At 61.1% G+C, this 19,981-nt stretch carries 21 protein-coding genes and 2 pseudogenes; 9 read left to right on the forward strand and 14 right to left on the reverse strand.

Annotation, left to right across the window (positions count from 1 at the left end):
* A pseudogene (locus tag L904_RS13675) lies at positions 1-153 on the forward strand (transcriptional regulator TraR); the annotation flags it as partial.
* 9 nt (positions 154-162) lie between these two features.
* On the opposite strand, the gene L904_RS13680 reads toward L904_RS13675, so the two are convergent.
* From L904_RS13680 to traA, 5 genes are all read right to left on the reverse strand, one after another.
* Positions 163-471 carry a transcriptional repressor TraM gene (locus L904_RS13680; protein WP_035260802.1) on the reverse strand — a complete coding sequence of 103 codons (309 nt, stop codon included), beginning with the start codon at positions 469-471 and terminating at the stop codon, positions 163-165.
* A gap of 312 nt (positions 472-783) precedes the next feature.
* Positions 784-1,410, reverse strand: coding sequence for a TraH family protein (locus L904_RS13685; RefSeq protein WP_035260804.1), 627 nt, complete (start codon positions 1,408-1,410; stop codon positions 784-786).
* A 12-nt stretch (positions 1,411-1,422) separates the two neighbouring features.
* Positions 1,423-2,601, reverse strand: a complete 1,179-nt coding sequence (locus L904_RS13690) for a conjugal transfer protein TraB (protein WP_035260806.1) — start codon at positions 2,599-2,601, stop codon at positions 1,423-1,425.
* Positions 2,602-2,638: 37 nt separating this feature from the next.
* The gene (traF, locus tag L904_RS13695) at positions 2,639-3,169 is read right to left on the reverse strand and encodes a conjugative transfer signal peptidase TraF (RefSeq protein WP_035260808.1); all 531 of its coding nucleotides are present in this window, start codon (positions 3,167-3,169) and stop codon (positions 2,639-2,641) included.
* Positions 3,166-6,459, reverse strand: a complete 3,294-nt coding sequence (traA, locus tag L904_RS13700) for a Ti-type conjugative transfer relaxase TraA (protein WP_059762533.1) — start codon at positions 6,457-6,459, stop codon at positions 3,166-3,168. The genes traF and traA overlap by 4 nt, the downstream gene beginning before the upstream one ends.
* Before the next feature lie 252 nt (positions 6,460-6,711).
* Here traA and traC point away from each other — a divergent pair, with 252 nt between their 5' ends.
* The 6 genes from traC (at position 6,712) to L904_RS13730 (ending at position 10,420) form a co-directional block, all read left to right on the forward strand.
* On the forward strand, positions 6,712-7,008 hold the full coding sequence (traC, locus tag L904_RS13705) for a conjugal transfer protein TraC (RefSeq protein ID WP_035259288.1): 297 nt from the start codon (positions 6,712-6,714) through the stop codon (positions 7,006-7,008).
* Between the two features lie 4 nt (positions 7,009-7,012).
* Positions 7,013-7,228, forward strand: a complete 216-nt coding sequence (gene traD / locus L904_RS13710) for a type IV conjugative transfer system coupling protein TraD (protein WP_059762531.1) — start codon at positions 7,013-7,015, stop codon at positions 7,226-7,228.
* On the forward strand, positions 7,215-9,158 hold the full coding sequence (gene traG, locus L904_RS13715; RefSeq protein WP_035263516.1) for a Ti-type conjugative transfer system protein TraG: 1,944 nt from the start codon (positions 7,215-7,217) through the stop codon (positions 9,156-9,158). The genes traD and traG overlap by 14 nt, the downstream gene beginning before the upstream one ends.
* A 15-nt stretch (positions 9,159-9,173) precedes the next feature.
* Positions 9,174-9,371, forward strand: a complete 198-nt coding sequence (locus L904_RS13720; protein WP_035263515.1) for a hypothetical protein — start codon at positions 9,174-9,176, stop codon at positions 9,369-9,371.
* A gap of 290 nt (positions 9,372-9,661) precedes the next feature.
* Entirely contained in the window at positions 9,662-9,850 is a 189-nt protein-coding gene (locus L904_RS28625; protein ID WP_371259813.1) for a WGR domain-containing protein, read from the forward strand.
* 228 nt (positions 9,851-10,078) lie between these two features.
* Positions 10,079-10,420, forward strand: a complete 342-nt coding sequence (locus L904_RS13730) for a thermonuclease family protein (RefSeq protein WP_245285041.1) — start codon at positions 10,079-10,081, stop codon at positions 10,418-10,420.
* A 34-nt stretch (positions 10,421-10,454) separates the two neighbouring features.
* Here the strand turns inward: L904_RS13730 and L904_RS28130 are convergent, their stop codons facing one another.
* The 9 genes and pseudogenes from L904_RS28130 to L904_RS13775 form a co-directional block, all read right to left on the reverse strand.
* Positions 10,455-10,628, reverse strand: coding sequence for a hypothetical protein (locus L904_RS28130; RefSeq protein WP_196248068.1), 174 nt, complete (start codon positions 10,626-10,628; stop codon positions 10,455-10,457).
* A 264-nt stretch (positions 10,629-10,892) separates the two neighbouring features.
* Entirely contained in the window at positions 10,893-11,063 is a 171-nt protein-coding gene (locus tag L904_RS28135; protein WP_196248067.1) for a hypothetical protein, read from the reverse strand.
* Positions 11,064-11,380: 317 nt separating this feature from the next.
* Positions 11,381-11,698 carry a DUF736 domain-containing protein gene (locus L904_RS13735; RefSeq protein ID WP_035263513.1) on the reverse strand — a complete coding sequence of 106 codons (318 nt, stop codon included), beginning with the start codon at positions 11,696-11,698 and terminating at the stop codon, positions 11,381-11,383.
* 711 nt (positions 11,699-12,409) lie between these two features.
* Positions 12,410-13,336, reverse strand: a complete 927-nt coding sequence (locus tag L904_RS13740; RefSeq protein ID WP_035263512.1) for an ArdC family protein — start codon at positions 13,334-13,336, stop codon at positions 12,410-12,412.
* A 309-nt stretch (positions 13,337-13,645) separates the two neighbouring features.
* Positions 13,646-14,245, reverse strand: coding sequence for a hypothetical protein (locus L904_RS13745; protein ID WP_035263511.1), 600 nt, complete (start codon positions 14,243-14,245; stop codon positions 13,646-13,648).
* 1,067 nt (positions 14,246-15,312) lie between these two features.
* Positions 15,313-15,657 (reverse strand): hypothetical protein, encoded by a 345-nt coding sequence (locus tag L904_RS13755; protein ID WP_035263510.1) that lies wholly within the window; start codon positions 15,655-15,657, stop codon positions 15,313-15,315.
* Positions 15,654-16,523 (reverse strand): hypothetical protein, encoded by an 870-nt coding sequence (locus tag L904_RS13760; protein ID WP_035263509.1) that lies wholly within the window; start codon positions 16,521-16,523, stop codon positions 15,654-15,656. The genes L904_RS13755 and L904_RS13760 overlap by 4 nt, the downstream gene beginning before the upstream one ends.
* A pseudogene (locus L904_RS27030) lies at positions 16,520-16,985 on the reverse strand (hypothetical protein). The gene L904_RS13760 and the pseudogene L904_RS27030 overlap by 4 nt, the downstream one beginning before the upstream one ends.
* A gap of 102 nt (positions 16,986-17,087) precedes the next feature.
* On the reverse strand, positions 17,088-18,938 hold the full coding sequence (locus L904_RS13775; RefSeq protein ID WP_035263507.1) for a ParB N-terminal domain-containing protein: 1,851 nt from the start codon (positions 18,936-18,938) through the stop codon (positions 17,088-17,090).
* A gap of 307 nt (positions 18,939-19,245) precedes the next feature.
* On the opposite strand from L904_RS13775, the gene L904_RS13780 reads away from it, so the two are divergent.
* A complete protein-coding gene (locus tag L904_RS13780; RefSeq protein WP_245300954.1) occupies positions 19,246-19,548 on the forward strand; it encodes a type II toxin-antitoxin system MqsR family toxin in 303 nt (100 codons plus the stop codon).
* A gap of 1 nt (position 19,549) precedes the next feature.
* On the forward strand, positions 19,550-19,981 hold the full coding sequence (locus L904_RS27035) for a type II toxin-antitoxin system MqsA family antitoxin (protein WP_080707334.1): 432 nt from the start codon (positions 19,550-19,552) through the stop codon (positions 19,979-19,981).

Raw genomic sequence — 19,981 nt, forward strand, 5'->3', positions numbered from 1 at the left:
ATCTCGGTCGGCAAGACGATGGAAGAAGCTGCCGATCTCGAGGGCGTTAAATACAATTCGGTAAAAAGCAAACTTGAAGAAGCGAGAAAGCGTTTCCAGATCCATACGATGCCGCATCTGGTGGCCCTGGCCATCCGTGCTGGCCTCATCTAGACGAAAAGTTCAGTTGACGGAGACCTTCGGAATGTAGCCCAACAGACCAACCAGCGTGTTAACGGCGCTCATCTGCGCATGCATCTCGATCATCGCTTCGATATATTCGAGATGCTGCTCTCCGCCAACTGATTTGCCCGTCTGATAATCCTTCGGCAAAGCCTGGAAAAACTGATCCGCCTTTTCGACGAGCTGCCTATGCAACCGGATGGCGTTGATCGCCAAAGTCTCGATATCCGGGACTGGAAGTCCGCGCGTGAGCCCAATCACCGGGCGCAGTTCACATGTGTCCGACACTGCGGAATCTTTCAAATCCATTGGTGATCCAACCCTAGGATATTGTCTGCGGTGCGCCCCCGCAAACGTTAATCTCTGATCCCAAGCCGGGGGTTGGAAAACTGTATCAGAACAGTCCTGCGACCTTTAGCACCGGAGTACCTGGACATACGTCGCAGGCCCACCGGCCAATGGCCAGAGGATTCTGGTATCGCATCGGCCGATACCAACCGTCTGATAGAGGTTTCCACACCCCGGGTCAGCGCGTACTGCCCCGCCCCCCTTATCGAGAGACGATGGCGTTCTCGCTAGGGCAAATGGACGGAGATCACCCCGCAGATCTGCAGAAAACCATCATCGTTCCGCACCGATTCCGGAAAGATTGATCCTCATGCCTGCCTTGTTCGGATCGGACGCTACGGTGTCGGTCGCAGTTGCTGTGGCGGTGTTATCTTCGATTGGGTCAGCGCTATTTTCGGGTTCTTCGGAATCGGCTGTGGCGAGGCGAGTAGTTTTCTCCTGCCCGGGCTCATCCGCGCGAAACACAGCTACCCCTTCGAAATACCCCGTCTGCCAGGCGATGACCGCATCATCCATAACCTGTGGCAGGACTTCCTTCGCTGTGGGATTGCCATACCATTTGGAAACGATGCGAAAGACCTTGGCAAAGAGCGTCGTCCCCATACGGATATTTTTACAAGGCTCGACCACATCCGGCTTCAACTGACCGGCCTCGACGATGCCGACTCCCGCCGGATATTGGGTGATACCCACGCGAACGGTGTTACGGCCGAGATTATCGCGGATCAGAGCCAGTGCCTCCTCCGGCGTCGTGGGCTTCGGCACCAGCACCACCCGGTTGCCGGAGCGCACGGTGACGGCCAGAGGGTCCGGCGATCCGGCCTTCGCGATGAACTGTTCGACGATCGCAGGCTGCAGGGAAGGATCGGCGCATTGCTGGATAAGGGCGGCATCAAGCATCCCAGGTACTCCCTATGTGTTGAATGCCATAATGATGGGAAGGTCAAAGAGCCGAGCCCAAGCGATCGCGTTCGCTTTCTGTATGGCGACAATCGCGGTGTTCTCGGTCCACCAGCCATTGCCAACGGCAACGATCACCTCAGGCGAATGCAGCATCGATTGCAGGACGGGCCAGAGAATGAGCTGCTCGTAGCAGATCAGCGGCGCGATCCTTACCCCGTCAACCTCGACCACCGGATTGGCAAAGAAGTCTGCATGCGCGCCACCGCCTTGCCCGGTCCATCGCAACCACGGCTGCCACATCGAACCCGGGACCGGCATGCGCTCACGATAGAGGATCTTTCCTGCGTCAGCCGAGACCACCACCATCACATTGTCATAGCCCTTGGGATCAACGACTGCGGCACCTGCGATCACGGTAAGACCTGAGCCCCGCAGACCTTCCCGCCAGACACGAGCGACCGTCGGTGTCCAGAAGCCGAGCGTGCTTTCCGGCAGGACCACAACACGCGTGTCCGGATGCGCAGCAATTCTACCCAGCATCGTTGCGATCAGGGCACGGTGATACAGAAGCGATCCATCGCGACCGAGGTTTTGTCCCACCTCAAGGTCGACGCCCCTCCATAGATCAGGTAGCTTCAGTTCCGTCCACGTCGCGGCGGACCAGAGCCAGAATCCTCCAAGGATGAAGGCTGCGGCCGGCCAAAGCCTTGTCGTCATGATGAGCAGACCGGTCGCCATCGCGGACAGTCCCAACCATCCCCAGCCTGGAAAGAGCACGCCGGCCCCTGTCACGGGATGCGCCCAGCCGGTAATGCCGAATGGCGGCAGCCCTGTCAGCGCCATGGCGAGCAGATAGCGTAGCGCCCTCGCCGCATCATTTCCTTTTCTGTCGGAAGCGTTTTCGCCACCAGGTTTCGTCCAGAGCACTGCATGGACAGTGACGAAGGATGCGGAAGCCACGACCCAGAGCAAAAGCCCCGGCCAGAGATCGGCGCGATAGAAGTTGGCCACACCCTGCGGTAACCCGCGGGAGGCCGCCAGGAAATAGCCTGCTGTAACAAATGCGGCGTTCTTACGTGACGGCGCCATTGCCCAGAACACAGGAAAGATTGCGGCGAACGGAAGAAGAAGCACCTCGCCGCTCCAGCCGACCCACCCGCAGGCAATAGCCGCGATGATCAAAGGCATGGATTTCCAGCGACCAGGCAGATGATCGTCACCGCGATTACGGATCGAAGGTGAGGACCTGCCGCGCCAGGCCGAGAAGACCGGAATCCGGAACCGGACCAAAATATCTGCTGTCATAAGAACTCGCAAACGGTGAGTGAAGAAACAGATGGTGCGACGGCACGACACCGCCGGGATCGGGTTTGATCGTCCTGCCATCGCCGTCCGTGCGCCACACAGAAGATGCGGGAACCAAACGACCATCGACGAGCACGTGATCGGTGATTTCGACACGCTGTCCGGGAAGTGCTGCGACCGTCTTGATCAGCGGCGCAACTCCGCCGACGCAAAGTCCGCGCCGCAGGTATCCGCGCCGCCGCGCCTCTTCGAAAACAGCTGTGGTGGGCGGGCATAAAAACACCAGATCGCCGATGGAGACCGGACGCTGAAGCTGTTCGATACGCCATAGGCCGAGCGGCTCGCTTGGGGTCAGGTTGAGCCGATAGCCGCCTGTGAGCGCGGTCGCCGCCACTACGGACATGATCACGACGGCGCCCGCCAGAAACAGGAGAGTCCGCCTGTGCCTCATTGCTTCAGCACCGGCGTCTGGCGTTGTGTGAGCCGCTGTTCCTCGACCAGCTTTAGGGAGTTAACGGTGCGCTCATGGGCGGAGAGCTGTTGCGCTGTTCGCATCACCGGCCAGGCTTGTTTCAACTGTTCCTTCTGCTCCGACTTCATGCCCTCGGAAAGCTGCTCGTACAGCTTTCCTGACGGCGCACGCGCTGCGTTGCTCAACAGCGTGCGTTCCCCGAACCGCTCGGTAACAGCCTGGTTGAACCCGTCGATTTCGAGCTTGGTCTCCCGATTGCTGAGCGTATAGGCCATCGCCGCCGGCAGATCGTTTCGGTCGATGGCGTCCCGCACCCGCTCGAGCACGACGCGCGCCGCCGGCGACAGGGCTGGGATGTCGATCGAGACCCGTTGGCGCAGAGCCTGCTCGTCGGCCTGGAGCCTCTGAGTGACCGTCTCACGCATCCGAAGATATTGCTCAAGATCGCGCTTGAGAGCAGGCACATTCACCTCGGCGATACGGCGCGCCTCACGCTCCGACCTGGTCGCGAGAATGCCTGTCTTGCCCTTCAGCGGGCCGATCGACGCCGGCTCCGCCTCGAGTTTCTGAAGCACCTGTTTCGCATCTGCCAGAACCGCGTCGAAATTCATCGCGCGGAAGGCCGTTTCGGGATCGGCAAAGACATAAGCGAAGCGCGCCGAGACTTCTTCCCATTGCCGTTGCAGCGCGCGATCGGCGCCAAGTTTGTCATCGACCGTGTCGGTAACAGAGCCGGAGAATGCCTTGATGCCTGCGACCATGGGTGCGGCCTCCTTCATTGTCTGAGTGTTCGGGGATTGGGTGAAACCGAGGCGCGCGGCAAAGGCAGTAAGGCGCTGGCCGAGATCGACAAGTCTGGATTTCTGGCGCAGCGTCCAGTCGAGCCGATCGCGCACCAACGTGCGTGCGACCTGGACGATGTGCAGACCACGAGCCTCGGCGAAGCGCAGCGCCTCGCGATAGAACTGCCCACGCTCGTAGTCGAGCGTCGTCTCCTTGGCATTCTTTTGGGAGAGAACCTTGGCCAGGCCGCCGTTGAAGGAGAAGGACCGCGACCCGTAGTAGAGCTGCAGATCCTCGCGATGGCGGGTCATCGCCACATAGGTCAGATGCCGGTCCAGGGACAGGGAAGCGAGCACCTTGACTCTATCGACGGTGGCACCCTGGGATTTGTGAATCGTGGTGGCGTAGCCGTGATCGAGATTGTTGTAGAACCGCTGTTCGACGATGACCTGGCGGCGCTGTTCGCCCTCGCCCACCGTTGCAACGATGCGGTTTGCTGCTGCCTCTACAACACGACCGATCATGCCATTCTTGAGCCCAAGCGATCCTTCGTTCTTCAGGAAGACGATCTGGTCGCCGGCATCAAAACGGCGCTCGCCGTCAGCCGTTTTGAAGACATGGCCTTCACCGACAATGCCGCGCTCGATGAGTTTCTCGCGGGCCATCACGTTGAGCATACGCACGTCGCGGCGCAGATGAGCGAGGATCAGCGTCGTCTTCGTCTGATCGTAGTCGTTGTTCCAGTCGGCGATCAGGCGCTCAACGGCTTCGGCCTTCAGACGCGAGCCGAGCACCTTGCCCTCACCTTGATATGCGACGAGCGCCCTCTCGACATTGCCCCGCGCCAGATCGAGCGACGCCTTTCGCATCCAATCTTCCCGCTGGCGATAGATGGTTTCGAGTTCGGCGTAACCAATGCGATCGACAATAGCGCGGAAAGCCGCCCCTGCCTCGATCGGCTGAAGCTGCTCGGGATCACCCACCAGCACGATCTTTGCACCAGCCCGAACCGCCGCATCGACGAAGCCCGCCATCTGTTTAGAGGCGACCATACCGGCCTCGTCCATGACGAAGATCGTCTTGTCGTCCAGAACGTCTTGGCCACGGTTCCAGCGCAGCTCCCATGACGCCAGCGTACGGCTCTGGATCCCCGCTTCCTTCTCCAGACCCTCAGCCGCCTTGCCTGCGAGCGCTCCGCCGACAACGCGATATCCGGCCATCTCCCACGCCTCACGGGCCGCCTTCATCATCGTGGTCTTGCCGGCGCCTGCACGTCCGACGACGGCAGCGATACGGGTGGGTCCTGCAATGCGCTCGATCGCTGCTCTCTGCTCGTCGGACAGCCGTTCATGCCGCTTGAACGCGGCGTCGAGAGCGGAGCGGGAAACGCCCCTTCCCTCCCTGTTCGACAGCCATGTTGCCTGCCGGGCCATCGTTGCTTCCAGCCGGATCATCGTTCGCGTCGAATAGCGGGCCGGCAGCTTTTCCCCGGTGGCGAAATCAATCGTGTCGCGCTGAAGCCGCAGCACCTCGGGGTTCAGGATGATTTTCAGTATCAGCTGCTGGAAGATGGTAGGATCGTCGACATAGCGATGCAGGACCTTGGCGATATCGCGTTCGTCGAACACGCTCTTTTCTCGCGTGAGCAGGTCGAGCACGATGGCGGGATTGCGCAGGATCCGGCGGGCGTTTTCCGAGCGCCGTTGCTCGTTAAGCTCGATCCGTTCCAGCTCCGGGCGAACACCTTGGCTCTCCGCCTTGCGCTCGATCGCCTTGGTCCCGACGCCGAGATGGATAGTGGGCTGCAGATCGATGCCCTGCTTTTCGTAGGAGCGGCCGTCGACCCTCAGATCGACACCGCCGAGCGCCAGATGATGGTTGAGCCGCTCGAACCAGCCGTCGCGCAGGACATTGAAGTCCTCGGTCGATCCGGCCCAGAGTTCATAAAGAATCTTGCCGGATTTCGTGCGTACCGGCTGGCCGTCCTCGCCGATGATCGCAACCTTCTTCGACCCGAACCCGTCGTCGGAGAGCGGCCGCAATGTTGTCATCAGATGGATATGTGGATTGCCGGGGTTGTCGTGATAGACCCAATCGGCGACCATGCCTTTCGCCTGGATGTGTTTCTCGACAAAATCCCGGACCAGGGCGATGTTCTGCTCGGCCGACAATTCCAATGGCAAGGCAATCGTCAGGTCACGGGCAAGCTGCGCATCGGCACGTTTCTCGAACGCTTCCACCTTGTTCCAGAAAGCTTCCGACGCTCCGGAAACCGAACGGTCGGCGATCAGCGAGCGGACCCATTTAGGGGCATCGGGCGGGAGCAAGAACTCTTCGTGCAGCAAGCCCTGCTTGGCGCGATAGTCGATAGTGCGGGCCTCGCGCTCGAATTCCATCTTCGCGCAGTGCCTGTAAGCCGCAGACAGCACCACGCTGCGGCCCGAGCCGCGGCTGACGATGCTGGCTGAAAAATGTGCGATGGCCACGGCGAAGAGCGCTCCCGGTTTGAACCAAGTTCGTCGGGAGTGGCGGTAGAGCCCTGTCTCATCGGACCGAAAAGCAACGCGTCGCATCGCGACGTATAATTGCGCCCTTGGAGCCATTCCTTCGGAACGGCGGGATCATTCACAGAAGCATCGCCGTTGGCGATCTGCAGATCTGCAGATGTCTTTTTCGGAGCATCCGGGAGAATCTGGGCGTCGCAAGTGCAACGCCCAGAGTTCAGAGGATCAACCGGAATGAAGAAGCCATCATCGAGGATCAGGGAAGAAATCGCGAGATTGCAGGACCAGCTGAAGCAGGCCGAGACCCGCGAGGCCGAGCGCATTGGTCGCATCGCGCTGAAAGCCGGCCTGGGAGAGTTTGAGATCGATGAGGCAGAGCTTCAGGCCGCGTTCGAGGAAATCGTCAAACGGTTTCGCGGAGGCAAAGGTACTGCGTCCGGGAGGAAGGACGCCGGAGATGGGCGAGCCGCGAGCGGGGCGTCCGCGACGCAGTCGCCTGGCGCGGATGCGAGCGGGACTGGTGAGGCTTGAGCGGATGGCCAAGGCGATGACATCAGATGCGCGCAAAAAAGACACGAGGGAAAAAATCGAACTCGGCGGCCTGATCGTCAAGGCCGGGCTGCGCTACGAGAAACGTGCTCTGCTCCTCGGTCTGCTGATCGACGCGGGCAGACGGATCAAGGGCGACGAGATGGAGAAGGCCCGCTTGGCGGCGATCGGCGCGGAGGCTTTCGGCAATGACAGCGAATAAGCTGCTTCTGACAATTCTGCCCCCGGCGATCATGATCGTGGTGATGGTCCTGATGTCAGGCTTTGAACATGGGTTGGCGGCACTCGGAACATCGGCGCAGGCTAGGCTGATGCTGGGCCGCGTCGGCATCGCTCTGCCCTATGTCGCTGCCGCCGCGATCGGCGTCGTTGCGCTGTTCGCCGCCAATGGTTCGGCCAACATCAAGGCTGCCGGTCTGAGCGTGTTCGCTGGAAACGCCGTCACCGTCGTCATCGCCGTGGTGCGCGAGATTGTCCGGCTTGCCGGTATCGCCGGACACGTGCCGGCGGGACAGTCCGTTCTCAGCTATTCCGACCCTGCCACGATGGTGGGTGCTGCCGCAGCTCTCTTCAGCGGTATCTTCGCCTTGCGTGTCGCGCTGAAAGGCAATGCTGCGTTCGCGGCGTCCGGACCGCGCCGCATCGGCGGCAAACGCGCTGTGCATGGTGAGGCCGACTGGATGAAACTGCCCGAAGCCACGAAACTGTTTCCAGAGGCAGGCGGTATCGTTATCGGCGAACGCTATCGTGTCGATCGCGACAGCGTTGCCACTCTGCCGTTCCGCTCCGATGAACCGCAAAGCTGGGGCGCTGGCGGCAAGTCGCCGCTCCTCTGCTTCGACGGCTCCTTTGGCTCGTCGCATGGCATTGTGTTTGCGGGTTCCGGTGGCTTCAAGACGACGTCGGTGACGATCCCGACCGCGCTCAAATGGGGTGGCGGTCTCGTCGTACTGGATCCGTCGAGCGAGGTGGCGCCGATGGTCATTGAACACCGGCGCCAGGCGGGCCGGAAGGTGATCGTGCTCGATCCCACAGCTCCCGGTGTCGGCTTCAATGCGCTCGACTGGATTGGCCGTCATGGCAACACCAAGGAAGAGGATATCGTCGCCGTCGCCACGTGGATTATGACCGACAATGCGCGCACGGCATCCGCTCGTGACGACTTCTTCCGGGCTTCCGCCATGCAGCTTCTGACGGCGCTGATCGCCGATGTCTGCCTTTCCGGTCACACGGAGGAGAAGGATCAGACCTTGCGCCGCGTGCGTGCCAATCTCTCCGAGCCGGAGCCGAAGCTCCGCGAGCGGCTGACACGTATTTACGAACAGTCGGATTCGGATTTCGTGAAGGAGAATGTCGCCGTCTTCGTCAATATGACGCCGGAGACGTTTTCCGGCGTCTATGCAAATGCGGTGAAGGAAACCCATTGGCTCTCCTACCCGAACTATGCCGGCCTCGTCTCCGGCGACAGCTTCTCCACCGACGATCTTGCCGCCGGTGGGACTGACATCTTCATTGCGCTCGATCTCAAGGTGCTGGAAGCTCATCCGGGGCTCGCCCGCGTCGTCATCGGCTCGCTGCTCAATGCCATCTATAATCGCAATGGTAATGTGACCGGACGTGCGCTGTTCCTGCTCGACGAGGTGGCGCGTCTCGGCTATCTGCGCATCCTCGAAACCGCTCGTGACGCCGGCCGCAAATACGGCATCACGCTCACCCTGATCTTCCAGTCACTCGGCCAGATGCGCGAGGCCTATGGCGGCCGCGATGCGACGAGCAAATGGTTCGAATCGGCATCGTGGATTTCGTTCGCGGCGATCAACGATCCCGATACCGCCGACTACATCTCGAAGCGATGTGGCGACACCACGGTCGAGGTCGACCAGACCAACAGATCGTCTGGAATGAAGGGATCATCGCGATCTCGATCGAAGCAGCTCAGCCGCCGGCCGCTGATCCTGCCGCACGAGGTTCTGCGCATGCGCAGCGATGAGCAGATCGTGTTCACATCAGGCAATCCGCCGCTGCGCTGTGGCCGCGCCATCTGGTTCCGGCGAGAGGACATGAAGGTCTGCGTCGGGGAGAACCGCTTTCACAAAAACTCTTCGCCCACGGACGAACCGGTCGTGCGATAGATAGAGGATACGTCGATGAGGTATTGGGAAGCATGCGAAGCACAGGTGACGGCGGCCGAGGCAATCGATGAATGCCGCAAGCACGGCATCACGGCGGTGGTACGCGAGGTCGACAGCGCGCCGATCGACAAAGACAGTGGGGACGTGATCGGTCTTCCCGACCGCTATGGAGAATTTTATGGCGGTGATGTACTCGGCTTCCTCGGATATTAATCGACGTTCGCTTGCACTGATGGCGCTCGGCGTTTGCGGAAAGATCGTGACCCGGATGGGCGAAGACCAAGGCTTCGTTCGCTTTGGCGAATAGAGCTGAACGCCGCAGGCGGACCGCCCATAGCGTTCATCGGAACTTCACGGAAATGAATCGGTCGAAGGCAATCGATTCATATCTCTCGTTGGACGAAACTTGGCGACCGAGCGATTATGCTGCCATGCTCCGTCAACCCTATCAGCTCTATGTCGAACGCACGGATGAGGCTCGCAACATGGCTCGCTTCTATGCCATGACGATCGAGCCCGACCTGTTCGGCGAAATTTGTCTGACACGCCGTTGGGGCCGGATCGGAGCGCAGGGGCAGATGAAGGTCCAGCATTTCGCCCGAGAGCGAGACGCTGTCGCTGCCTTCCTCGATCTTCTCCGACAGAAGCGAAGCCGTGGATACCGGGTCAACCCTTCTGCAGCCTGCCATTGACGTTCGGCCATCCCTTGCGGCCTTTGACTGCCATCCACACATCGACGATGATGAAACAGGAGAATTTGACGTTTGGCATATTCGCATGACCTCCCGCTTTTCTTCCGAAAAAAGAGAAGGCGACACGAACTCGCGCTCTTCACGATTGTCCTTGGCGTCATAAGTGCTATCGCCTTGGAAGGCTGGGCCCCAACGATCACACTAGCTGCAGCAAATATGACTTCAGTAATGTTAAAAAAATGCACCGATGGCCACAGGATCGCCTGCGTCATCGACGGCGATACACTGTGGATTAATGGCACGAAAGTCCGGGTCGCCGACATTGACGCACCTGAGATCAGTGAGCCCAGATGCGCCTCGGAGCTTGCTCTGGGTAATCGCGCCACCGAGCGATTAATCGAACTGGTGAACCAGGGTCCTTTCGAAATGCGAGCATGGCCGGGTCGTGACAAGGACCGCTATGGTCGGGCGCTGCGGGTTCTCGTTCGAAATGGCCATAGCCTCGGCGATGTCCTGGTCTCGGAAGGATTGGCCCGGACGTGGACGGGTCGTCGCGAGCCCTGGTGCTAGGGGCTTGGCCGGTTAAGGCCGAGCCCGTCGGCGCTCACTCGCGCCGTTCCCATTCGGTCTCGATGTTGAGCTCGACATCGGCGAAGAAGGGGATCTTAATCGCGATCTTCAAACCGAGTTTGCCCTTGCGGAAGAGGTGACTGACGACCTTGCCAAGGGTGCGAAGACGTCGGCCGGTGGCACTGAGGAATTTTGCGAGCTGTTGCATCATTGATCTCCTGTTGATTGCGTTTCATTGCGGGGATGAAGAGCGAACCGGAAAGGAGGGCTGCACCGAAAGGGCCGAAGCGGAGCGGAGGACCTGAGGGCGCCTGAATTTTGATGCGCGAGGAGCCACAGGCGGGGAAAATTCTGGCGTCATCAGGTTGCAGCCAGACGTTCGGGACGCACCATCCCTGATGTCGATGGAATGAGATCGACACGAGATCTTCGGCAGCAAGTGAAGCACACGAAAGTCGTTCGACGCCTCCCCTTAGAACGGTGGCTCCGCGCTGATGCGCCCGTCCTGCTCGGCCTCGATTGTTGCAAGCTCCGCCTGTACCATCTCCAGCTCCGCCGCAATCTGGCGATGCTCCGCTGGATCGCAGGTGTTCCTGAGTTCGGCCTTAAGCTCTTCGCGTTGTACTTCGAGAGAAATCGCCATCGTCGTCTCCTTGACGTTTGTGAAAGACGACGCCGCGCGTCATGGCGAAACGGAGGGGTCAAGCAGCGCGGGACGCGACCGCCAGAGGCGGCGAGTGGAGGAGCCGATTTGCGGAAGCCGCCAGAGGCGGCGGGAGCAACTTGGAGGCGCCGCTCGTGCTGGACGCCTTCGGTTCGCCATGGCATGCTTGGACGAACTGAGCAGTTCCCACCTCCCGTATGGCACCGGAAAAGCCGGAAGCAGGCTCGATGCTTGCACCCGGCTTCGTCAATGGGACGGAAAAGAGCCCCGCCTTTCGGCGAAGCTCTTCGGGGTGATCAGACCTCCCGCTTCGGGCGGTTCCAGATGAGGGCGTATTCGCCGTCCTTCTCGCTCGGCCAAAGAGCTGCTGTGATCGGGGCGTTGAAGCTCGGGTCGTCCAGCTTGACGGAAATGTATTCCTCGCCGTCGTTGGAGACCGCCTTCCAGCCGGCGCCGACCTCGACGCCGCTGCTGGCGGTGATGCGGAAATCCGGAGCGTCGCGCGAGACGCGTTCGATCGGGTTCAGGCGGGCCTTCATGCTGACGGTGAGAGTGCGCACGTTGCCGATGATGGAGTTGTTGCCGTTGGTGGTGAATTCGCCGATGACTGCCATTGTCGTAACCTTTCCGGTTTGCTCGGGCCGCGCCCATCGCGTCCTCGATGACGGTGTTAAGACCGACGGCGATCGACGCCGCACCCCGATGGGGCCGGAACGAAGTGGAGGATGGCCGGGAGCGGCTTTCTTGCCCCGCGAGGAATGCGAACGTGTTCGCAGGGGAAGAAAGTTGCGTAGGGCCGTTGCGGCCAAGGCGGTCGAGACGAAGGCGTCCTTCGGTCACACCAGATCCATCGAGGGCTGCGTGGGTGTGGCCAGCCGAACCGGATCGCGCACGACATGCCGAGAGACCGACCGGTGAGTTCACCAGCATCGCGCTGCCGGCACAATCGTATGGCACCATGCTCATACCCCGTCACGACTGCGGTCATGCCGTTCCGTTCGAACCCCTCGCCGACAGGTGGGTCTGCACTACCGACCGTACGACAATCGAGCTCATCGTCGAATGGATGGCGCCTCATTCTGCCGGCAAGGACTCGGTTTGCATGCGATCCCGCCCAGCCCTCAGCGCCCACATCGCACCGGTTGGCCGGCACGGAAGATAGTTTCGGACTTAAGGGACTGGCTGGGCCGGGGTGGTTCACGGCAGAGGTCCGCAGAAGGCGGCATGCCTTCCGCTCAAAAATGACCCGGTATCCGTTGCCAGCCGCCTGTATGCCACCCTTAGACGCCACACACCCTTTCCTGCAAAGCTCTGTTCATGAAGCATCAGGCAGCCTCCCGCCCGGCGGTCGCTTCCGGCTGAAGGTCATGCAGATAGGCGACTGCGCGCTGCGCATGCGCCGCCGCATTGAAGATCGCGCGCTTGTCGGAGCCGAGGATTTCGGCCCAACTCTGGATGTACGCGGCATGATCCGGGTGCGGCTCCAGCTCCGGAACGATGCCGAGATCCGCGCACAGCATCGCTGACCCCAATTCCACGAGCATTTCTTCGAATGCCCTTTCGCGGCGGTCCTTGTGGTAGCGGCTGAGATCCCTATTCAGCCGCGCGGGACCGCCTGCCCAATGCAAGGTTTCGTGTGCTCTCGTGGCAACGAAGGAGGCCATGTCGCGAAACTGTTCGGGCCGCGGCAGCTGGATGTGGTCGGTCGCGGGAGAATAATAGGCCTTGTCGCCGCCGTATCGGACGACAGCCCCCGTGTTGTCGAAGAAGCGATCGGCGTGCTCGATGCGCTCAAGTGGTTTTGTGATCGGATCGGGGCAGTGGTAATAGTGATCTGCGAGACCATCGATCTGATCGCAGTTGAAGACCGTGTACGCTTTGAGGAACGGGATATCGCGTTCGACCTCGCCACCGCCCGCATCTGTCTCGGTCTTGGTAAAGCGGCTGGCATAGACGACGGTCGCGCCGCTCTCGCCCTTGCGCACGGGAGCGCCGAGTTCGTTTGCCTGGCGCAGCGTCATCCATGTCGGCGACCTGAAACCGCTGGCGACGCTCTCCGACCAGAGAAGGAGAACATTGAGGCCTGTGTACGGTTGCCTGTTATGCCGTAGTGGCCGGCTAACTCGGCCGGACAGATTGGCCGCACTCCACGGCTGCACCCATGGGCGGACGCCCTTTTCCAGCTCCGCGACGATCCTGTCCGTGATGCGGGCGTAGATATCGCTGCGCGTGTTTTCTGATTTCCTTGTCATGTCCAAACCTCCTTGTCAGGGGCAGCGCCCATCGCGGCCCCGTCGCGGAGGGCCGAAGGCAGGAGCGATCGGCGGAAAACGCACCGGAACGGCCGGAATGTATGTGGAGGACGGCGCAGCCGTTGCGGCTTGCCGCCGGCTCCTGCAGGTCCGACGAACGGGACGGGGCCGCAATGGCGCACTCCGATCTCTCTTCATTTTCCTTTCCTATCCCGGTTGAGCTTCGCTCCGGCAGTGACACAAGAATGGCCACCTCGAAGTGAGGCGGCCTCGTCACGAAAAAGGCGGAGCCAGAGGCTTCGCCGGATCTCAGCCGAGAGCGTCCATCTGTGCCTCGGCGGCCTTGCGGTCGAGCGTCTGGCCGGGATTGTCGACCGGGCGGTCAAATGGCTTCCACGCTTCGCCGACAATCTGTTCGTAAGCCGCGACTGCGCCTTCTGCGGCCAGGCGCAGCGCGTGCGCCTGAATGCCCATGTCGGCGGCGAATTCGCGCTTGCGCTGGGCGGCGCTGTCATATCCGACCGGGCCGTCGAGATCCTCGTCGCGAGCGTCTGACGCACTCTTGGCGGTCGCATCGCGCGCTTCGGTGACGGCCTTGCTGTAAAACTGGCCAGCGCCATGGGCCGATCCGACATAGGCGCCGACGATCCGTTGGAGATGGATTTTCATCGCCCGTTCGCCGAGGCCCTCGGAGAGGCCGGCCGCAGTCTCAATGATCAGGCGCTCGTGCATGTCGCGGATGCCGTCGCTGTCGAGGATGGCTGTTCCGAAGCTTTCGGCGATGCGAAGCGCCTGCGCTTCGTCGGGGCATGTCAGGCGGACCATTTCGATGGTGGCACCCTTGCGGAGCTGTACGACGCGGGCGGTGGGACGGCTGGGCTGGCGGGAAGAGGTCGCGGACTTTGCCATGGTGGTTTCCTTTCGGTTCGCCGAAGCGGTTCCAGCCCCTTGCCGGTCTGTCCTTCGGTGCGGTCGACAAGAACCGGCGCAAGCCGGGCGGTTCAGGGTCCGGGCAGGCCAGATCGAGAAAAGCAGTCATACGGACCAGCGGGTCTTCCAGACCTGCATGGTCCGTATGGCTGTTTTGCCGAGAGCGGCATGACCGGCCGCTCCGCGGCGCAAAGCGGCCTTGAACTGAACGGGCGCTGGTTCAGACCGCAGCAAAACCGGAGGACAGGCCGGCCAAGGGGCCGACACCAGATGTCAGCACCGGGAGGGATCTCATGCAGGGTGCGCCGGTTCCACCCCAATGCAGCCGCCTTTATCGCCGCCGATCCGAAGCCTGTCGCCACGACATGACCAAGGATCCGCCGACTGCCCGATGAACCCCAGAAAATAGGCCGCCCTCGTCCGATCGATACGGTTCACCGACAATGCAGCGAGATGATTCTCACCACGAGGCGACCACGGGACTTGTCCTGCACGCCGAGTTTGTATGCGATTATACGAATGCTGAAGGAGTTAGCGCCACGTTGCGCAAGCTGGTGCTGGGAGGACGGGAGAAATCCATCTGCTCCTCTTGGAGCCTCAGCTGATCCCCTCGCCAAGTCTTGCCTCCCGGCTTGGCTGAGGGCGAACGCACCTTAGCTCGGCCAGCATAATCCCTGCAAGTTTATCGGTTCACGGCCCTAACGGTCAGGACCCTCAGTCGGAAACCGCTTCGGAACAATCGGACGTTTCGGTAGTCTGTAGCGATCGAGCCACGTCGGTCCATGTGTGTTGCGAAGCTTACGCAGTACCTGACCGTCGTCACAGGACGGCTCGCCCATCCAGGCGCAATTGAGGATGCGCTTCCAGGAGCGCCCATGCCGGGCCGCGTAGTCCTGCAGTGCGTCCTCCTCCTGCCCGGTGAGGGGCGAAAGCTTGTCATGGCGTTCTCCACCCATCGGGTCAACCTCGGCAATCAGGGCTTGCCGCCTCATAAACACCATGGCGGTAGGTCGGCAGACGGTAGCTGGTTTCAATGACAAAGCGGGTCATGCCGCATCCCTCTCGTTGATGTCAGCACGCGGTTCCAGCCTCGCCTTAAGAGCGGCGATCACAGCATCCTGCCGGGCGAGCTTGCGCGACAACGCCTCGATCTCGCCCCGGCGCTGGAATTCCAATGCCTGGAGATGAGATTGGAACAGCCGTTCGTCGGAGGGCGTCCAACGTGACCCTGACCTTTTGTGCGTACGGCCGCTGGACTTCGCCTTCTGCGTGACCGTCACTCGCTCGGCACGGGCCGCGATCTGTCGCAGCACCAGATCGAGATGATGTCGCGTATCGCGGCGCGATGCTTGCATACGGGCGAGAAGAGAATGAGGGCTGATCGTTGTCATGCCACGCTCCTCCCCGCCCACGAGGCGAAGCAGGAAGGGCCGTCATGGGCAGCATGGCGTGCTTCATCGATCACGAAGCCGAAGCGTTCGACCTCATATTCGGTGGCTGGAACCATAGAGCGGCGCTCGTTGACATGACGGTCTCGCTTGCCGCCGCGGGTGGCGATCACCTCGGTCATGCCGGGATGATGATCAGATCTAAGGGCAGAGATCACCACCCAATCGTCAGCATGCGCCAGCTCGAACGCGTTGCGATCTTTCGCGTGGGATTCGCCCGGCACCAGGACCTGTCCGGAAATTGTTTCCCCGGCTTCCGGCCACCAATCCTTGAGATACCTTTCCGCGCTCCGCCGCTCATAGGACGTGAAGAAATGCGGATAGGTGAAAGTGACGATTGACCAGCCGCCCTCCGCGCGCAGCATCGGATGAACCTTACTGTTGCGTTCGGCCGAGAGCTTGAAGCCGCCGTGACCGGCGGTGACATGCGAAACGACGCCTTCTGCATAAATGGTGGCCATTTGTGAAGCACCCCATGGCGTGCTGCAGGCCATCCGCGTCGGCACGCAATCGAGCAGCGCCAGCTCGCGCCTGTGCTCTGTCGTTTCCAGCACACGCTCCCGGAACGCAGCCTCGTCGGCAAGGCGGCCCTCGTGGCCATAGAAGTCAGCGCGGGTCAGCTCGCAAAGCGGACGGTGCTCACGCCACGCGCTTGCCAGGAACCCGCCGCCCGCCGGCAAGGGCAGCATGGCAAGCGTGATTTCGCTGATCCGGGCAACGGGAAAGTCGTCGGCGCTGATGCCGAACTCCACCCCTGAATATTCAGGGGTAGAGCCGGCGGTATTGTCTGGGGACAGAGGCATTGTCATGCTGCCCTCCCCTCGACGTGATCGGCCGCGACGTCGTCGGCCACCTCTTCAAGAACCGCCATGGGATGCGGGTGGAGTTTGAGCCACTCCTCGGCCGCCTCCCGGTTGGCAGCGAGATGGATCAGGTCATGCGAGGGTCCGGGTCGATCAAAGACGCGGATCGATCCGATCGGCGGACGCTCGATCACGGCAAAAGCCAGCGTGCTGTCGACGCCGAACGTCCGAAAGATCGTGACGAGGATCGTGCCGCGGCTGCCGATATCTCCTTCATGGAGGGTGAAGGACGCCGGTGCGGTGTAGTTGCCAAGGGTTCGAGAGTGCCTTGCGGATCAATCGGCCGGAGCTGTTGCGCGTCTTCCAGACGGCCAGCTTCTTGCTGTGCCGCTCGGGCGGGCGTGGTGTGCCGTCGGACCAGGAAATAAGTGAGCCGATCGCGGCGGAAAATACGAAATGTGCAGACATGCGGAATCTCCCTGAATTTTTAGGGGTTGTGAAGAACGAAACCGCCGCCGATGGAGACAATCGGCGGCGACTGATCATTCGGAAGGGAATGGAGAGAGGTAGCTACTCCGCCGCGATCCCGTATACGGACTGATCATCGGGATAGGCCTCATCTGTGTGAGCACCGAAGGTTTCCGAAGAGGTATCTTCGTCGTCGGACGGATCGAGGCTGTCGTCTTCCTCAGCTGGCGCTTCATCCGCAGCGCTGTCTTCTTCAGCTCCGCCATCCCCGTTCTCAGGGTCCGGAGCGACAGGGTTGCCGTCGATAGCGTCATCCTCCGGGCCAGTCGCATCGGTGCCAGCCGATGCCTCATCGATGTCGAGATACTCGGCATGCTTGATCAGGTCTTCGATCTCGCTCGCATCCGGCGCAAACAGCGCCGAGGCATGCACGAAACGCTTTTCTTTGAAGTGGTCGATCAGCGCGGAGCGGGTCTCGCGGACCTTCTGCCGTGGAAGCACATTCGCCTCCTTCGCCGCCGCTTCCAGCGCCTGACGCGACAAGCACAAGAGGAAGTCTTCGCTGCCCATATTCGGCAGGAAGCTGTCGGCGCCGATAGCGTTCCCTGCGATACGGGAGACCACACCGCTGTTCGACATTCCACGCCGGCAAGACAGGACATCTATCAGCATAGAGCGGGCAGTGACACGTAGCGTCTCCCTGTCGAAGGTGAGCTTTCCGTCTTCACCGATCAGCCGGGCGGCGTGGCGCTTGAAACGCTTCGAACCGAACACATTGTCGTTCGCACCGGAATCGATGCGGATGTTGAGGCCGGCGAAGGCGAGAACGAGCAACGCCATCAGCGTGTCGTCCTCGATCGGTGCGCGGCCGAGCGCCTCGTGGAGGGCGTCGGTGCGGAAGTCGCCGATCATGTCCTGGCCCTTCTGGGTCACGTCTGGGCGGGACTTCGGCGCATCGACGATCACGTCGTTGTCGAGGCCCTCGGCGCCGCTTGTCGTGGAGGAGTCGGCTTTTGTTTTCTTCTTCTCTTCCGGCATCCGGTAGGCAACCGACTGAACCTTGCCATCGCGATCGAGATACATGCCGACATAGTCGGACTTCGACGGTTTGCCGTAAACGCGCTCCGCCTTCTTCGGCAGTTCCGGCTGACCCCAATTGTTGACCTCGATGATGGCACCCTTCTTCGGAAGATTGCTTGTCATCCATTCCTGCTGCGCGCCCAGAAACGCTTCGACATTGGTCGTATAGCGGCTGTCCTGATCGGCGGGCGCAAACAGATCCTCGACCCATTCGATGCCATAGGCGCTCGCGAGATCATCGCCGAAGCTCGCATCCTTGGCGAACATGCGGGTCTTGGAGAGTGTGCGGGAGATGTTATACCAGTCGGCCCGCTCGGACTTCTTCGGCTTGTTGGCCTTCCAGACCTCTTTCTGCTCGTCGAGCGAGGCTGCGGCAATGGTCCGCAACTGCTGCTCGTTCGGCAGGTCGCCGAGTCCCATCTGATCGAGCATTGCCGGAAGCACGTTGGCAAGGAGCCTGAGCTTCCTGATCTGGCGGACCGGCAATGCAAGGGCCACGCCGATCGCTTCCTCGGTCCAGCCGAGTGCGACGAGGCGCTCGATGCCGCGCCATTGATCGACGGGGTTAAGGGGCTCACGGGCGATGTTCTCGACCATCGAACGCATGGCGCCATTATCGTTGGCCGCTTCAACCACAAGGACCGTGATTTCTTCCAGCCCGGCCGCAATTGCCTGCCTAACGCGGCGATGGCCAGCCTGGATGATGTAGCCGTTACCGCCGTCGAGTTCCGGGGAGATGACCGGCGGCTGGATGATGCCGACCGCCTTCACCGTTGCAAGCAGCAGCGCATCGGATTGCGGCGACACCTTTGAGCGGCGGGTGTCGTCAGGATTATCCTTCAGCGCACGGGGATCGAGCTTGAGGATCTGCATGGGATCTGTTCCTTCCGGGATATCGGAACCGGCACCTCACCGGTCCTTCCTGTCTTCAGTTCTTTCCGAAGACATCTCCCGGACCGCAGGGCGGTCTAAGCGGCGCAACTGCGCCCGAGCGGCCCTGACCGTCAAGACGAGCGGGGCAAAGCCTTGCGAGAACGACGGACAGGGTTGAGGAGGGGGCGGTTGAGCGATAGCGTCGCCGGGAAGCCCGGTCTGCGAAAGGGTTCTCTTTCCTCCTCCCTCTCTTTCTCAGACATCTTGAAGCGCCACCATTAAGGTGGCATATTAGGCCATGGAAAAGATGCGGCCAACATACGATCTCGAAGCAATCAAATCTGCCTTGGGGTCCGTGCGGGCATTGGCGATCACGACGACGGCCCTTCGTGATGCCGCGGCTCTCGGTTACGATCGCGCTGCCATCGTTTCTACGATCGGAGGGATCGAGCGGCGCATGTTCTACAAGTCGATGACGACCAATGCCGATCATCGCGTCTGGCAGGACGTTTATCACGTCCCAGTGCCGAACGAGGACATGGTGCTCTATGTGAAATTCCAGGCGGACGTGATTACCGAATTCCGGGTCATGTCGTTCAAGGAGAAATAGGATGGCATCTACAGAAAAGATACTGCCCGACACGATGGTTTCCCCGGAGACCGGCGAGGTCCTGCGCCGCGACGTTCGCCCGTTTGTTGTGACCTTTAAGGGCAAAAGCAGGACAGTCGATCTTCCCGGTTATTATCCGGAAAACGGCGATGACGGCGTACATGTCGGCGACGACATGGAGGTGACGGATGCGGCGCTGCGCGCGCTGAAGGAAGAGGTCGAGGGTATTCCCTCACCAACCACGATCCGGCGTGTGCGACAGAAACTGAACCTATCGCAGCGGGAGGCCGGTGGCATTCTCAAAGTCGGAGAGAACGCTTTCGACAAGTACGAACGGGGGCTGGTCGAGCCAAGCGGTCCAACCAGCCAGTTGCTGCGTCTCCTTGACCGTCACCCGGAACTGGTTGACGAGTTGCGTCAACAGACGGGCTAA

The organism is Agrobacterium sp. LY4 (assembly GCF_001526585.1).
In the GTDB taxonomy this organism is placed as follows: domain Bacteria; phylum Pseudomonadota; class Alphaproteobacteria; order Rhizobiales; family Rhizobiaceae; genus Agrobacterium; species Agrobacterium leguminum.

Coding starts and splice junctions, on each gene's coding strand:
- L904_RS13745 (WP_035263511.1), bottom strand. CDS start 14,245: ATGGCAAAGTCCGCGACCTCTTCCCGCCAGCCCAGCCGTCCCACCGCC.
- L904_RS28130 (WP_196248068.1), bottom strand. CDS start 10,628: ATGCAACAGCTCGCAAAATTCCTCAGTGCCACCGGCCGACGTCTTCGC.
- L904_RS13760 (WP_035263509.1), bottom strand. CDS start 16,523: ATGACAATGCCTCTGTCCCCAGACAATACCGCCGGCTCTACCCCTGAA.
- traG (WP_035263516.1), top strand. CDS start 7,215: ATGACAGCGAATAAGCTGCTTCTGACAATTCTGCCCCCGGCGATCATG.
- L904_RS13680 (WP_035260802.1), bottom strand. CDS start 471: ATGGATTTGAAAGATTCCGCAGTGTCGGACACATGTGAACTGCGCCCG.
- L904_RS13735 (WP_035263513.1), bottom strand. CDS start 11,698: ATGGCAGTCATCGGCGAATTCACCACCAACGGCAACAACTCCATCATC.
- L904_RS13780 (WP_245300954.1), top strand. CDS start 19,246: ATGCGGCCAACATACGATCTCGAAGCAATCAAATCTGCCTTGGGGTCC.
- traD (WP_059762531.1), top strand. CDS start 7,013: ATGGCCAAGGCGATGACATCAGATGCGCGCAAAAAAGACACGAGGGAA.
- traF (WP_035260808.1), bottom strand. CDS start 3,169: ATGAGGCACAGGCGGACTCTCCTGTTTCTGGCGGGCGCCGTCGTGATC.
- L904_RS28625 (WP_371259813.1), top strand. CDS start 9,662: ATGACGATCGAGCCCGACCTGTTCGGCGAAATTTGTCTGACACGCCGT.
- L904_RS13755 (WP_035263510.1), bottom strand. CDS start 15,657: ATGACAACGATCAGCCCTCATTCTCTTCTCGCCCGTATGCAAGCATCG.
- L904_RS28135 (WP_196248067.1), bottom strand. CDS start 11,063: ATGGCGATTTCTCTCGAAGTACAACGCGAAGAGCTTAAGGCCGAACTC.
- traC (WP_035259288.1), top strand. CDS start 6,712: ATGAAGAAGCCATCATCGAGGATCAGGGAAGAAATCGCGAGATTGCAG.
- L904_RS13775 (WP_035263507.1), bottom strand. CDS start 18,938: ATGCAGATCCTCAAGCTCGATCCCCGTGCGCTGAAGGATAATCCTGAC.
- L904_RS13730 (WP_245285041.1), top strand. CDS start 10,079: ATGTTAAAAAAATGCACCGATGGCCACAGGATCGCCTGCGTCATCGAC.
- L904_RS13685 (WP_035260804.1), bottom strand. CDS start 1,410: ATGCTTGATGCCGCCCTTATCCAGCAATGCGCCGATCCTTCCCTGCAG.
- L904_RS13720 (WP_035263515.1), top strand. CDS start 9,174: ATGAGGTATTGGGAAGCATGCGAAGCACAGGTGACGGCGGCCGAGGCA.
- L904_RS13740 (WP_035263512.1), bottom strand. CDS start 13,336: ATGACAAGGAAATCAGAAAACACGCGCAGCGATATCTACGCCCGCATC.
- L904_RS13690 (WP_035260806.1), bottom strand. CDS start 2,601: ATGCCTTTGATCATCGCGGCTATTGCCTGCGGGTGGGTCGGCTGGAGC.
- L904_RS27035 (WP_080707334.1), top strand. CDS start 19,550: ATGGCATCTACAGAAAAGATACTGCCCGACACGATGGTTTCCCCGGAG.